This is a genomic window from Edaphobacter paludis (assembly GCF_039993895.1).
Classification (GTDB): Bacteria; Acidobacteriota; Terriglobia; order Terriglobales; family Acidobacteriaceae; genus Edaphobacter; species Edaphobacter paludis.
This window is the reverse complement of sequence record NZ_CP121194.1, coordinates 2,870,850-2,885,213: the sequence shown is the minus strand read 5'-3', so window position 1 is coordinate 2,885,213 and position 14,364 is coordinate 2,870,850. Positions and strand designations below refer to the sequence as shown.

Genomic DNA, 14,364 nt, shown 5'->3' with positions numbered 1-14,364 from the left:
CGCGCATGTCTCCAGTCTCAGCACCGCTCCGGCAATCGCTGTCATGGATCGCATGCGTATCTCCGCGCGCACCATGCTATGCCGAAATCATCCGTCTTGCCACTACAACTGGCGTTTCGGTACCGGTGGCGCTTCGCCGCATTGGGTTCAGCGGCCCCCTTGCGGCCTCACCTTTTAGACGTTCGACAACCTTCGCCGCTCATGGCTCGACAGCAGAAAGTCCGCATCAACCCTTCATATCGAATCATCTACTACGCTATCCTTGTTTCATCGCTGGAAGGGGCATAAATCCAATCGTTTGCAGCGCGAAGGAGATGCATCTTGTCGAACAAGACCTCAAATCACCTCTATCTCATTCCCATCCTGTCCGGCGCGCTCGATGTTCTGGAGTATCTCCAGCGGGAGAACCGCCCACTGGCGCTCGAACAGATCCATCGCGATACCGGCCACTCCAAAACCAGCGTCTATCGCATCCTCAAGACCTTCGTCCATCGCGGTTACGTGTCGCAGTCGCCCGACGGCCTCTACCGCAGCGCCAGCCGCCCCCGCAAGATGCGCTTCGGCTTCGCCAGCCAGAGTGGCGACCAGCCCTTTTCGCAGGCCGTCACCGAAAGCCTTCGCTCCGCCGCCTCTGCCTCCGGCGTCGATCTTCTCGTTCTCGACAACCGTTACGACGCCTCCACCGCCCTTGCCAATGCCGAGGAATTTATCCGTCAGCGCGTCGAACTGGTCATCGAGTTTCAGGTCGAGGACCATGCCGCGCCCATCATCGCTGCCCGCCTTGCCGCCGCCGGCATCCCATTGATGGCTATTGATATCCCCCACCCCAACGCGACTTATTTCGGCGTCGACAACTACCGGATCGGCTTTCAGGGCGGCGAGATTCTCGCGAATTACGCCATCGCACACTGGAACCGCCAGGTCGACTGGATCCTCGGTCTGGACATCGAAGAGGCGGGCACGCTCGTCCAGAGCCGCACCACCGGCGCGTTCGAAGCCGTGCGTACGCTCCTGCCCGGGCAGCCCATTGAGTCCTTCGTCCGCATGGATGGCCGCGGTCTCCGCGAAGAAAGTCACCGCATTGTCAGCGACTTCCTGCACCGCCATCCGCGGGACAAGCACATCCTGATCGCCGCCGCGAACGACTCCAGTGCTCTTGGCGCGCTCGATGCCATTCGCGCGCTCCACCGGCAGCATGATGTCGTCATCATTGGCCATGACGGCATTCCGCAGATGCTCGCCGAGCTCGAAGACCCCGCCAGCCCGGTGCTGGCCTCCATCTCCCCCGATGTTCAGCAGTACGGCCCGGGCCTCATCCACCTCGGAGTGCTGCTCGTCACCGGTAACACGGTGCCACCCTACAACTACATCGATCACAAGATCTTCAACCGCGCTACAGTATCCGCCCTCGCCGAGGTTGTCTCCACGTAGAACACCGCCAGTTACTTCACCGTAAAGTGATAGCTGCCCGATCCTACGCGGTAGACCTCCGCGCCATTTATCCGACGCACGAACGTTACTCCGGCAGCCTTCTCCGCCGGCGTAGCGCCTTCCGTCACCGCAGCTCCATCCGCCGCCGGAATCCAGACCGTGCCTGTCTCTCCTGCCGGAACCGTCACGTCCATCGTGAGCGATCCATTCTCTTTCTTCCAATCACTCTCGATCTTTCCCAGCTTTGATTCGTACGAGCACCGCACCCAGTCCACCCCTTCGACCACAGCCGGACGGATCGTAATCCGCTCTGCGTTGACTACTCGCGAGAGGTCGAAATCGATTCCCCCCAGCCCGCGATAGAACCACTCTTCCGCGCCGCCCAGCATGAAGTGGTCCTGCGAGCTATGGGGATTGGCGTCCCACGCCTCCGTCAGCGACGTTGCTCCTGCCTCAAGCTGCGAGCCGTAACTCGGCGGATCTTTCCGCATCATCATCGCCATCACAACATCGCTGCGCCCGGCCGCCATCAACGCACGCAGCATGTAGGGATAGCCGATCTCTCCCGTAGTCACATGGTCATGATGGGCATGGATGTCGGCGACGATATGCTCCAGCACCTCAGCCCGTTCCGCCTCCGGCGCCAGCCCAAGCGCCAGCGGCATTGCATTCGCCGTCTGGCTGCCCTTGTCATACGTCCCGGTCGCGGCATTCCAGAAGCGCGCATTGAACGCCGTACCAATCCGCGAGGCCAGCGCCTCATAGCCAGCCGCGTCCTCCGGCTTTTCCAACAGTCTGGCAATCTTCGCCATTGTCACCGCGTCTTCGTACAGCATCAGCGTCGCGGTCACGCCCAGCGTCGTCTGCTTGCCGAGCCCCGGTCCGCCGGGTCCAATGTCGAACCAGTCGCCAAGCCCATAGGCGACGATGCCGTCTTTTGCCTTGCCTTCGAGAAATTTCACATACTGCTGCATCACGGGGTAAGACCGCTGCAATTCGCCAACATCGCCATAGGCGCGATAGGCCGACCACTCCGCCAGCACACTGGCCGAGCCCCACTCAGGCGAGTCATCGAATACTCCATAGCCCTGCTTCGCAAACACGGTGTACTCAGGAGCGATCGTCGGAACCATGCCATCGGCCTTCTGTGCATCAGCCATGTTCTTCTCGGTCGCCGCAAACAGCCCTTGCAGGTTGCTATTGAAGATCAGCCCCGGAGCCACAAGATGCGTCTCCTCCAGCCAGCCCAGCTTCTCCCGGTGAGGGCAATCGGTAAACAGGCTGACCGAGTTGTTCTGCATCGCCATCACGATCAGATGATGGATGCGGTTCAGCATCTCATTCGAGCTTGCAAACTCGCCCACCACCTGCGATGAGGTGTGCACCGCATCGCCTGTCAGCGAAGCCACCTCACCCTTTCCCGAAGTCCACTCCACCTGCACATAGCGAAAGCCGTAGTAGCTGAACTGCGGGTGCCACTCCTCCACCCCACCGCCCTTCAACGTATAGCTAAACCACTGCGGGCTACCGGAACTTCTCTGCGAAACCGTCCCATCCTCGTTCAGCAACTCACCCGGAACCATCTTCACGACAGCCCCTCTCGGTCCGCGCACCTTCACATCGGGCCATCCGGCAAAGTTCTGTCCCAGGTCATAGACCGTCATTCCCGGCTTAACCTCGGTCGTCTTCACCGGCGCGTAAGTCTTCATCACTTCGATTGGCGGAGCCACCTCAGTCGCCAGAGTTCCGCCCGGCCCATCGACCACGCTCACCGGCTTCCACCCGTCGCCGCGAAAACCAGCCGAGTCCCATCCGGCCTGCTCCTTCGTTGCGTCATAGTCCTCTCCGCCATACGTCGAAGAAAAAGTAATCGGCCCTGCCGCCGCCGTCCACGACGCATCGCTGACAACGGCCTCCGACCTCCCATCCGCATAGGTCAACCGCATCTGGACCATCACCATGGGCCGCCCAAAGCTGTTCTCCAGCTTCGTATAGCGCTCGGGAGTCTTCACTACGTTGAACATCCCATTGCCCACCATTACGCCAACAGCATTCTTCCCCTGCCGCAGCATCGCGGTCACGTCATAAGCCTCATAGCGAACCGTCTTGCGATAGTCTGTCCACGACGGAGCCAGCTCGGCATCGCCCACCTTGCGGCCATTCAAATGCACCTCTCCCTGCCCCAGCGCGGAGACATACAGCATCGCCCGAACCAGCTTTGGTCTCACCGCAAACTGCCGCCGAAATAGCGGCATTTCGGCGGTCTCATTGGTCGTGCCAGCCTGTGCAATCCACTTCGCCGTCCACTCTGCCGGAGCCATCGTCCAACTCCCCACAGCGCTCCACGGAGCGGCATCTCCCCGCTCATCCCAAACCATCACCTTCCAGAAATAAGTCTTCTCCGCTGCCAGCGTCTTCCCCCGATACACCACCCCAAAGCTGTCGCTGGATTCAACGCGCCCGCTGTCCCACATATTGCCTTGGCCCGCGTCCAGCGCCTGCTGCGAAGAGGCTACCAGCACGCGGTAGGCGCTCTGCCCAACCCCACGCATATCGCTTGCAGCCGTCAGCCGCCACTCCAGCCGCGGAGCAACATCTTCCACTGCAAGTGGTTGCGCCGCCGCATCGCAGCGCAACCCGGCTGCCGCCAGCAGCCGTCCTTCGGCATGTCCTGCCCCGCATCCCAGCCCTGCGAACAACCCACACACCACCACCCGCAACCAAAATATACGCATCGAGACTCCTTCAAGTATTCCGCGCTACAAAAGTATCCTGCCCTTGGCTGTTGTGTCTCTGTAAATTCTTTCCCTGGTGAATTTTCGTCATCCGGCGGGAGGCAGTTCACTATCCTTTGCTCCCTTAAAAGGCGCATACTACGTCAAATGAAGTGTTGAGTTGCGTCCAAGTGCAGGGAAGCAACTCATCAGGAGACCCCTCATGCGACCCGTCACGCAACTTGCCCTGGCCGCCTCTCTCATCCTTGGCCCCGTGGCCTTTGCCCAGATTCAGACGCAGCCCCAGAATCAGACGCCGACCTCACGTCCGTCCAGCATTCCGTCCGAATCCCCGTTGCCCGGCAAGCCCACCGCGACTCCGGAAGAGAGCAAGGCTGCTGCCGCCAAAGCTGCCGCCCAGACCGATTCGCTTCCATCCCCCGGTGAAAATCTCGACCCCCACATCAAGAAGGGCAGTGAGAACGACATCAGCGCTGTTGGCGACCGCAACATCGGCGGCCGCGGTATGGGCAACTGGTACTCCACCAACTGGGAGATCAGCAACGGCAAGCAGTACTCCATGGAGATCGAAAAGTCCGCGCATCTGGTCACCGATCCTGTCATCAACGAGTACGTCAACCGCGTTGGCCAGAACATCGTCAAGGACTCCGACTGCAAGGTCCCCTTCACCATCAAGGTCATCGACTCGGACGAGATCAACGCGATGGCGCTTCCCGGCGGATTCTTCTACGTCAACAGCGGCCTTATCCTCGCCGCTGACGAAGAGGCGGAGCTGGCCGGCGTTATGGCCCACGAGATCGCCCATGTCTGCGCCCACCACGCCGCCCGCGAGATGACCCGCATGAACTACATGCAGATCGGCTCCGTCCCGCTCATCATCTTCACCCAGGGCTCTTGGACGGGCTACGGCCTCTACGAGGCATCGCAACTAGCCATTCCAGTCACGTTCCTCCAGTTCTCGCGCAACTTCGAGGCGGAAGCCGACTGGCTCGGCCTGCAGTACATGTACAAGGCCGGCTACGATCCGCAGGCCTTCATCCAGTTCTTCGAGAAGCTCGACGCACTTGAGAAACACAAACCCGGCACGCTGGCCAAGGTCTTCTCCGACCATCCCCAGACCCCCGACCGCATCGCCCGCTCCGAAGATGAGATCGCCACCATCATGCCGGCGCGGCCCGACTACATGGTCACCACCAGCGAGTTCGACGACGTCAAGGCCCGCCTCGCCCGCCTGGAGAACAAGCGCAAACTCAACGACAAGGGCAAGGGCAGCCAGCCCACACTGCGTCGTGTCGGCGGCACGAACAATGACCCCAACAGCCCCAATAACCCGGCCAACTCCGGCGACGACCGCCCAACTCTAAGCCGCCGCGACTAAGACACGCGACCACGGATAACGCGGATCAACACGGATAAATATTTCGCTTTGAATCCGTGCTCATCCGCGTAATCCGTGGTCGGCTTTTATCGGTTAAATCGGTGCAGATCGCTGTTAGGGGGCGTCATGCCGACCAACCGGCTACACGCGATAAAATAGCAATATGACCACCAAGCGCACCACGGGCTACACCGACGATCACGCCGCATCCGGCCTCGACCTTAAATTTCCCGCCATCGAAACATGGAAGAACCAGTTCAAGGCCTATGAGATCCTCGTCGACGATCCCGAGTTCACCAGCGTCTGCCCCAAGACCGGCCTGCCCGACTTCGGCCGAATCACCATCCGCTACATGCCTCGCAAGACCTGCCTCGAACTCAAGTCGCTGAAGGAATATCTCTTTACGTACCGCAACCTCGGCATCTTTCAGGAGAACATCGTCAACCAGGTGCTCGACGACGTAGTCAAAGCCTGCGACCCGGTCTGGGCCAAAGTAGTAGGCGACTTCCGCCCCCGTGGCGGCATCTCCACCGTGGTCGAAGCCTTCCACCCACGCCCCAAAAACTCCAAAGGCCCGATGTAGCAGCGCAGCGGTCGCGGGTCTCAGATGCGCAGGAAAATTTTTCTGCGATACATCCAAAACAGGATCGACCAGTAGATCAGCAGCGCGACGAGGCCGAACATCAGCGGCTCCAGCGCCGTTCCAAATAGCTGGAAGATCCGGTAGCCAAGATGGATATGCAGATTGCGTTGGATAGACTCTCCAAATAGATCGGCGATCAGGTAGGCCGCGATCGAGTTCATGCCGACGACCACCAGCGGGAATGCCCAGCGGCGATGCAACTTCACGTCGATGACCCACGAGAACGACGCGAGGAAGTAGAAGCAGAGTCCGCCGCTGAACAGCGTCCAGGCCGGCGTCCAGATGCGCTTCACGATAGGGCATACTCCCGTTGCGTGCAGCAGCAGCGCCGCAGCGACAAGAAGCGTTCCCGCAATCAAAAAACGCTTCACCGGAATCTTAGGCGCAGCCGATCGGAACCACTCGCCTGCTCGTAGACCAAGCAGCATCGTCCCCAGTGTAGGAATGAAGCTCAGCGTAAGATATCCGCCCTCGTTGAAAACAAAGCGCGATGCGCGTGGAAAGAGGTTCAGGAACCAGACGTCGAAGGCCTGTCCGAGGTTGCTGTTCTTGTTCCAGTGCGCGGCGAATCCAGTGAAGTTGTGGTGCCAGTCGGCAGGAACGCCAACCGCGGCGTAGTTAAAGTTCGGTCCCGGAGCAGGATAGATCGCCCACGCCAGCCAGTACCCAAAAAGGATCACGGCCAGCGCTATCCACTGCCAGCGCGGACGGCAATACGCCAATAAGAACGCAAACGTGTACCCCATGCCGATCTGCGTCAACGTGTCTTCAAATGTGAAGTAGGTCTGCTGGCTATGGGTGGAGCGCAGGAAGATCCCAAGCGCAATGAGGATCAGGCTGCGCCACAGAGTATGCGCCAGTTGCTTTTGAAAGCTCTGCCCTTTGCGAATACGGCTATGGATGGAATAGGGAAGGGCAACACCCACCAGAAACGTGAACGACGGCTGGATCATGTCATGAAGACCCAGTCCCGCCCATTCCACATGCGTCTGGTTGTACGCGAGAATGTGCCAGAAGAGACTATGCGGAAATGCGCGTGCGACGGCGGCGAAGCTTAGCACTTCGCCCATCATCAGCAGCATGACCAAGCCACGATAAGCATCGACGGCAACGTTGCGCGGAGGCCCTGGCGCCGCGATCGGCCTCGTTGCTGCCTGGACGACCTCGCCGGTGGATTCGCTGATTGTCGACTGCATCCGGTTCACCTCGATTACGTATCTCATGCCGAATCTGGAACGGTACCCGTGACTTGTAACCATAGAGCGCGAAGGCCTACGTACGGTAGCACATGGGATTCGGTTGGGCCAAAGCTACAAGGTATCTCCCTCGGAGAAGTAGGGTCTTATGTGCTTTCCAACATCTCATCGCTTGACATGCCTGCTATCCTTAAATCAGCGAAACGTTAGTCCGGCCAACGCCGGACTAACGTGTTTAAGCGTGACTTCTGCACCGAAGTCCGGACTTAGGTCTCTTGTTTTGAAGACTTTGGATACTTTAAGGTGGGAGGGTGGTACCTGAGGAAATGCGATGACCGGACAACCACCATCCGCTGCTATCCTTCCCAACATGGCCTCTGTGACCAAACCCACTCCTGGCGCCGCCACTGTCGTAGGAGCCACCACCGCTCTGGTCCTGCTCACCGCCCTCAACTTCGTCAACTATATCGACCGCTACATTCTTCCCGGCGTTCAGGAACAGATAAAGGGCGAGTTTCACACCACCGACGCGCAGATCGGTTCGCTCACCCTTTGGTTCATGTTGGCCTACATGCTCACCTCGCCGATCACCGGCTGGCTGGGCGACCGCTTTCCGCGTAAGCCGATGATCGTCATCGCCGCCCTCTTCTGGAGTAGCATCAACTTCTTCACTGCTACCGTCCACTCCTACGACTCGCTCAACATCCGCCACGCAGCGCTCGGAATCGGTGAAGCCAGCTTTGGCATCTTCGCTCCCGCCATCCTCGCGGACTTCTACCCCGAAGACCAGCGCAACCGAGTCCTCACCGTCTTCAACGTAGCCATCCCCGTCGGCGCGGCCCTCGGCTATCTCATAGGCGGCACTGTCGGCCAGCACTACGGCTGGCGCATGTCGTTCATCGTCTCGGCGGGCCCCGGCGTCATCATTGCGCTCCTCATCGCCTTCTTCATGAAGGAACCTGCGCGCGGAGCCAGCCAGCACGATAAAGCCGAACTGAAGAAGGACACCGTCCTTACGCTCCTCAAGAACAAGGCTTATCTCGCCTCGATCCTCGGCTACGCGGCCGTCACCTTCTCGCTGGGCGGAATCTCGTGGTGGATGCCTTCGTTCCTCCAGCGCGTCAACGGCCGCAGCGAGTCCTCCGCCGCCTATGTCATGGGAGCTATCACTGTAGTTACCGGTCTGCTCGGTACCATCGTCGGCGGTACGGTCGCACAGAAGTGGTCGCATAAGAATTCCAAAGCACTTTACCTCGTGCCCGCATGGAGCGCGTTGTTAGCTGTTCCCCCTGCGCTCGTCTGCTTCTTTGGGCCTAAGGCTTTCACGCTCCCGGCCCTTGCCGTCGCCATCTTCCTCATCTTCCTCGGAACTGGGCCAGTCAACGCAGCCACGGTCAATGCTGTGCGCCCGGAGATCCGCGCCACCGCGCTCGCCGGACAGCTCTTCATTATCCACGCACTCGGCGATGCCATCTCTCCGCGTATCATCGGAAGCATCAGCGACCGAAGCAATCTCAACACCGGCCTCGGAGCCACCCTTGTCACCCTGGTTCTCGCGTCCGTCATCTTCTTTGTGGGATCGAGATACGCTCCCGAATTGCACTCACCCGAGATGTCGACAGCCGCATGAATGCAACGCACATCCTGCCTTATCTGGCGTGGCCGGTCGCCGTTGCCTGGGTCTGGAAGGCGATCGGCGCGGCGCGCGGCCTCCCTCACATTCCAGATATCACCCTGCCCCAATACGACGTAACTCCCGATGGGAATCCATCCCTCACCGTCATCGTGCCCGCACGCAATGAGGCTGCAGACGTAGCCGCCTGCCTCGAGTCTCTCCTGCAACAGGACTACGCCAACCTCCAGATCATCGCTATCAATGACCGATCCACTGATCGGACTGGCGCGATCATGGAAGCTCTCGCCGTGGAACACCCGGCAAAGCTGCATGTCCTCCGCGTAACCGAACTTCCACCTAACTGGCTGGGCAAGACGCACGCGATGGCGTTCGCCGCTCGTCATGCCAGTTCCGACTACCTCCTCTTCACTGACGCCGACATCCTCTTCCGTCCCGATGCCATCCGACGCTGCCTTGCGCAAGCCGTTGCTACCAGGGCTGACCATTTCGTCACCCTACCCACTCCTATCATTAAGACCTCCGGCGAAGGCATGCTCCTCGGCTTCCTCCAGGTCCTCGGCCTCTGGGCCACGCGTCCTTGGCGCGCCGACAATCCTCGGGCCGTGCGCGACTTCATAGGCATTGGGGCGTTCTGCCTGCTCCGCGCCTCTGCTTACCAGAAGCTAGGCGGGTTCGAAGCGGTGCGGATGGAGATCCTGGAAGACCTGACCCTCGCCCGCCTCGTGAAGGTAATGAAACTTCGCCAGCGCGTGGCTGTCTCTCCAGGCCTCGTCAAAGTCCACTGGGCGCGGGGGGCCATGGGCGTGGTCGGAGTGATGACGAAAAACCTCTTCGCCGTCTTCCAATTTCACATCTCTTTTTTGCTGGCCGCCTGCGCCTGGCTGACCCTCTTCTACCTGGCCCCGCTTGCGTTCCTGATATCACCCGCGACACGTATCCCCGCTGTCATCACCATCGCAGGGATAGCGATGCTCTATCGTCTCGCCGGTCGGCTTAGCGGTATCTCTGCCTGGTACGCCGTTTTCTTCCCGGCAAGCGCAATACTCTTCATCTACAGCCTGCTACGCTCCATGTTCATCACCCTCAAGCAGGGAGGAGTTACCTGGCGAGGCACCTTCTACTCGCTCGCCGAACTCCGCCAAAAGATCGCACGCACTTCCTAGAGATGCCGCCCCAGACTAGTTCTCACCGTTGCCACGGCCCGGAATCTTTCCGGATTCGATGGCACCGTCCCGCGCAGCAGATTGCTTCGATTCAAGTGAGTGGCGTCGTTCATGCCTCCGTACGCCGAGAAGCACATGCTATATCCCGCATCCATGGCGATCTGTTCCGTAGCATGGCTGAAGCAGTTTCTCGCGCCCACCGGGTAGGCGAGGCCCCTCACTTTACTTCCTAGCCGAGCTTCAATCTCTTTCTTCGAATCCTCAAGCTCCTGCTTCTGCAACTCCGGCGAAAGCCGACCGAGAATTGCATGCGAACGGGTGTGTGACCCAATCGCCATTCCCGCGTCACGCATCTCACGGGCTTCGTCCCAGTTCAGAAAACGTCGCTTCGGCAAAGGAAGGTCGCACTCGGTCTCACGGCGGATCTCAGCCAGAAACTCCTCGCCACAAATATTATCGGTGCGTTTGTAATGCTGGAGGACGGTGGCGATCGAGGCTTCCCGGTGTCCATTCAGCGGAACTTTCAGGGGTGTCGGATACTCGAGATTGATCTCTGTTCTCCTGGTATTCCGCACCCTATAGGCAATCTCGTCCCACCAAGGCACGGTGGCCGTTCCCACATAATCGGTGACCAGGAAAAACGCCGCCGTGGTTCCCGCGCTGCGGAAGACGTCGAAGGCCTTGGTGTAATTGTCGAGGTATCCATCGTCAAATGTAAATGCTACATAAAGCCGCTTTAGCGGAGTCCTGCCAGATACGAGGTCTTCCAACTCCTCGCCGGAGATGATCGGAGCCCGCTGCTTGAAGTATTGGACCTGCGCATCCAGTTCGTCGGCAGTTGCGCTGAACAGGTCCCGGTCAAAGCCAGTCTCATCAGGCGTGCCGATCCGATGATGATTCACAATCAGAATGCCGGGCTTTGACCGCCACAGTTCGAGTGCGCGGAGTATTCCCAGTCTCTGTAAAGTGCGGGCGAGTATCAATTGGTAAGACATACAACTCTCTTTCGGGGAGGAAAAAGCGGTTATGGCCGATGCTTTTAGCTACGCATTCGGTGCTGTATTTCTTACTAAGTAACAATACATCCAAGCTATTGATACAGGTGGAAAGACGGATGCAGTCTACAAACTCCCTACCAACTCATGTCCATACCGCTTTTCGACGTACTCGTCCAGGATCACTTGAAACTCTTCGACGATCCTGTCGCCCTTCAATGTCGTAAACAATTTTCCGTCAACATATACCGGAGCCTTCGGCTCTTCAAAGGTTCCTGGAAGTGAGATGCCAATATTGGCGTGTTTACTTTCTCCGGGTCCATTAACAATGCAACCCATTACCGCCAGCTTCAATTCTTCCACTCCCGGGTATCGCTTTTTCCACTCCGGCATGGACGCCACCAGATATCCCTGCACGCGCTCTGCCAATTCCTGGAAGTAGGTCGAAGTCGTCCGCCCGCACCCTGGGCAGCTCGTCACCTGGGGCATAAAGCTGCGAATTCCCAGCGATTGCAAAATCTGCTGACCACAGCGAACCTCTTCGCTGCGATCCCCCCCTGGGGTCGGCGTCAGACTCACCCGAATCGTATCCCCAATTCCAGAAAGCAATAGAGGGGCCAATCCAGCCGTCGAGGCCACCACGCCTTTCATTCCCATGCCGGCCTCGGTCAGGCCAAGATGCAGAGCATAGTTGCACCGCTTTGCCAGCTCCGTATAAACATCGATCAGGTCGCGCACTCCGGAGACTTTGGCCGACAGTAGAATCTGGTCGCGACGCAATCCATAGCGCTCAGCCGCAGCCGCATTGTCGAGCGCCGACACCACCATTGCCTCCATCATCACGTCACGCGCGGGCAAGGGATTGGCGGTCTTGGAGTTCTCATCCATCATCTTCGTCAACAGGGCCTGGTCGAGGGAGCCCCAGTTCACCCCGATGCGCACGGGTTTTTGGTGCTTGACTGCGACCTCAACCATGGTTCGAAAATTGTCGTCATCCTTGCGCCCAATCGAGCAGTTGCCGGGATTGATCCTGTACTTCGCCAATGCCTCTGCGGTATCGGGATATTTGGCCAGCAGCTGATGTCCGTTGTAGTGGAAGTCCCCAATGATCGGAGTCGTCCAGCCCTTCTTCGCCAGTTCTTCAACGATGTAAGGGACAGCTTTCGCTGCCTCATCATTGTTCACCGTGACGCGCACCATCTCGGAGCCGGCGCGTGCCAGCGCAGCCACCTGCTGCACGGTCGATTCCACGTCTGCCGTGTCCGTATTCGTCATGGACTGCACCACGACTGGTGCATCCGAACCCACACGAACTCCACCTACATTTACCGTTACCGCACGCCGACGCTGTATATCAGGCATAAATTCTCCATCTTCAAGTTTAGCATCGTGTCGCGGGGAATCGCCGCGATACACTGTCATCGATACGTCATCTGGCCCGGTAGCTCAGTTGCATAGAGCAGCGCACTCCTAACGCGAAGGTCGCAGGTTGGACTCCTGCCCGGGCCACCACCCCCAGCTTCAAATTTCGTGAAAAGCCCACATTCCGAATAAAAAGTGCAACTCCTCCGCTGTAAATGTGTCTAAATCATAGACGTCCGGGGAGTATCATTACAAAGTGTCGAAATATTCCATTGTCGTGCCGTTTCATAACGAAGAAGAGAATGTCACCACGCTCTACGACCGCCTGAAGGCCATCATGGAGCATGTAGGCGACACATTCGAACTGGTCTTCGTCGATGACGGCTCCCGTGACCGCACCTATCGCCTGTTGGAAGAGATTGCGGCCGTAGATAGCCGCGTACTGGTCGTCAAGCTGCGCCGCAACTTTGGTCAGACTTCAGCGCTAGCCGCGGGCTTCGACCACGCTACGGGTGAGTTCATTCTCGCTATGGACGGCGACCTGCAGCACGATCCCAACGAGATCCCCACATTTCTCTCGAAGCTGGAGGAAGGCTACGACGTCGTAAGCGGCTGGCGTTCGCACCGGGGCGATAACTTCATCATGCGCCGAATTCCTTCGCGTGCCGCCAACTGGCTCATGGCGACCCTGAGCGGCGTCAACATCCACGACTTCGGCACTACCTTCAAGGCATACCGCCGCGAGGTCATCCAGAACATCCCCCTCTACGGCGAGATGCACCGCTTCATTCCGGCGCTCGCGTCCTGGTACGGAGCCAGCATCTGCGAAATTCCCATCTCAAACCCGGCACGCGAGTTCGGCAAGAGCCACTATGGCATCTCACGCACCTTCCGCGTGTTCTTCGATCTGCTGACCATCCGATTTCTACTGAAGTACATGACCCGCCCGCTGCACTTCTTCGGGACGATCGGAGCGCTTGGCATGGCCACTGGTTCCGGCCTTGCCATCTGGCTCTTCATCCTCAAGCTCATCACTGGGCAACCCGTCATGGACCAGCACGGCCCCATCTTTGTCATCGCCGGTATCCTCATTCTCGCGGGAATTCAGATGATGGGGATCGGCCTGCTTGGAGAGCTACAGGTGCGCCACTTCTTCACCGCCGCCCACCGCGCCCCTTATGCGGTGGACCGCGTCATTCGTCTGCGCTCTGAAGAGAGCCTGCTCCAGTAATAAGACTGTTATCGAGAGCTCTTTTCCATCCGCTCCTGTGTCTCGATCTCCTGCTGGGCCTCTTTTTCGGCGTCGTGGAAGGCCAGCGCGTCGACTGCCTTCTGGCTCCTGGCTGCCTCGACCAACGGATCGCTTAGTGTCTTCAAGTGATCGGCAAAGTCCTGCATACATTGGGTTTGATCCTTGGGACGCCCGGCTGCCCCCGCTCCTTGCCGAAGTAACGCCTCCAGCCTCACCGTTGCCCGCAGACGGTAAGGTACGATCGTAAACGACACTGGATCGCGCATCTCGAACACGTCTTCCTGTAGTCCCGTCTCGCCTGCAATCAGCCCCACCTTTGCCGTTGCATACGATTGCCGAGTACAGACCGTCGCGATTGCCGCCGCTCCCTTGTCCGCCAGCAATGCAGATGCTTCCGGGGCTACTCCGGCGATGGACAAATCCTGCTTCTTCTCATGACAACCCAGGATAGCTACTGCCAACCCCGCGCCGAGCAATCCGGCCCACCGCCCCTTTGCTTGCCAACGACCCAGCCCATACCGCATCCGTGCACCTCAAAAAGTGACCTATCCATTATGCGGTAAGCGTAAATCC

General features: G+C 59.0%; 11 protein-coding genes and 1 tRNA gene. 7 read left to right on the top strand and 5 right to left on the bottom strand.

The genetic code is table 11. The features are described 5' to 3' along the window. Positions 1 to 321 precede the first annotated feature (321 nt). A complete protein-coding gene (locus tag P4G45_RS11990; RefSeq protein WP_348266710.1) occupies positions 322 to 1,431 on the top strand; it encodes a substrate-binding domain-containing protein in 1,110 nt (369 codons plus the stop codon). Between the two features lie 11 nt (positions 1,432 to 1,442). Here the strand turns inward: P4G45_RS11990 and P4G45_RS11985 are convergent, their stop codons facing one another. Continuing rightward, positions 1,443 to 4,166, bottom strand: a complete 2,724-nt coding sequence (locus tag P4G45_RS11985; RefSeq protein ID WP_348266709.1) for a family 78 glycoside hydrolase catalytic domain — start codon at positions 4,164 to 4,166, stop codon at positions 1,443 to 1,445. 202 nt (positions 4,167 to 4,368) lie between these two features. On the opposite strand from P4G45_RS11985, the gene P4G45_RS11980 reads away from it, so the two are divergent. Both P4G45_RS11980 and queF read left to right on the top strand, forming a co-directional pair. Next, the gene (locus P4G45_RS11980) at positions 4,369 to 5,544 is read left to right on the top strand and encodes a M48 family metallopeptidase (RefSeq protein ID WP_348266708.1); all 1,176 of its coding nucleotides are present in this window, start codon (positions 4,369 to 4,371) and stop codon (positions 5,542 to 5,544) included. Between the two features lie 163 nt (positions 5,545 to 5,707). Continuing rightward, positions 5,708 to 6,127 carry a preQ(1) synthase gene (gene queF / locus P4G45_RS11975; RefSeq protein ID WP_348266707.1) on the top strand — a complete coding sequence of 140 codons (420 nt, stop codon included), beginning with the start codon at positions 5,708 to 5,710 and terminating at the stop codon, positions 6,125 to 6,127. 20 nt (positions 6,128 to 6,147) lie between these two features. On the opposite strand, the gene P4G45_RS11970 is transcribed toward queF, so the two are convergent. Next, complete coding sequence (locus P4G45_RS11970; RefSeq protein ID WP_348266706.1) at positions 6,148 to 7,410, bottom strand: DUF5009 domain-containing protein; 1,263 nt, start codon at positions 7,408 to 7,410, stop codon at positions 6,148 to 6,150. A 343-nt stretch (positions 7,411 to 7,753) separates the two neighbouring features. Between P4G45_RS11970 and P4G45_RS11965 the strand changes: the two genes are divergently transcribed. Then, complete coding sequence (locus tag P4G45_RS11965) at positions 7,754 to 9,013, top strand: spinster family MFS transporter (protein WP_373694199.1); 1,260 nt, start codon at positions 7,754 to 7,756, stop codon at positions 9,011 to 9,013. Then, positions 9,010 to 10,182: a glycosyltransferase gene (locus P4G45_RS11960; protein WP_348266704.1), complete on the top strand. Its 1,173-nt coding sequence runs from the start codon at positions 9,010 to 9,012 to the stop codon at positions 10,180 to 10,182. The genes P4G45_RS11965 and P4G45_RS11960 overlap by 4 nt, the downstream gene beginning before the upstream one ends. Here P4G45_RS11960 and P4G45_RS11955 read toward each other — a convergent pair. Further along, on the bottom strand, positions 10,179 to 11,177 hold the full coding sequence (locus P4G45_RS11955; protein WP_348266703.1) for a polysaccharide deacetylase family protein: 999 nt from the start codon (positions 11,175 to 11,177) through the stop codon (positions 10,179 to 10,181). The genes P4G45_RS11960 and P4G45_RS11955 overlap by 4 nt on opposite strands. A 126-nt stretch (positions 11,178 to 11,303) precedes the next feature. Further along, complete coding sequence (gene ispG, locus P4G45_RS11950; RefSeq protein ID WP_348266702.1) at positions 11,304 to 12,539, bottom strand: flavodoxin-dependent (E)-4-hydroxy-3-methylbut-2-enyl-diphosphate synthase; 1,236 nt, start codon at positions 12,537 to 12,539, stop codon at positions 11,304 to 11,306. A 73-nt stretch (positions 12,540 to 12,612) separates the two neighbouring features. Between ispG and P4G45_RS11945 the strand changes: the two genes are divergently transcribed. After that, positions 12,613 to 12,689, top strand: a tRNA-Arg gene (locus P4G45_RS11945). Between the two features lie 106 nt (positions 12,690 to 12,795). Continuing rightward, positions 12,796 to 13,770 carry a glycosyltransferase family 2 protein gene (locus P4G45_RS11940; protein ID WP_348266701.1) on the top strand — a complete coding sequence of 325 codons (975 nt, stop codon included), beginning with the start codon at positions 12,796 to 12,798 and terminating at the stop codon, positions 13,768 to 13,770. Positions 13,771 to 13,778: 8 nt separating this feature from the next. Here P4G45_RS11940 and P4G45_RS11935 read toward each other — a convergent pair whose 3' ends face one another. After that, complete coding sequence (locus P4G45_RS11935; RefSeq protein WP_348266700.1) at positions 13,779 to 14,315, bottom strand: hypothetical protein; 537 nt, start codon at positions 14,313 to 14,315, stop codon at positions 13,779 to 13,781. Positions 14,316 to 14,364: the final 49 nt, after the last annotated feature.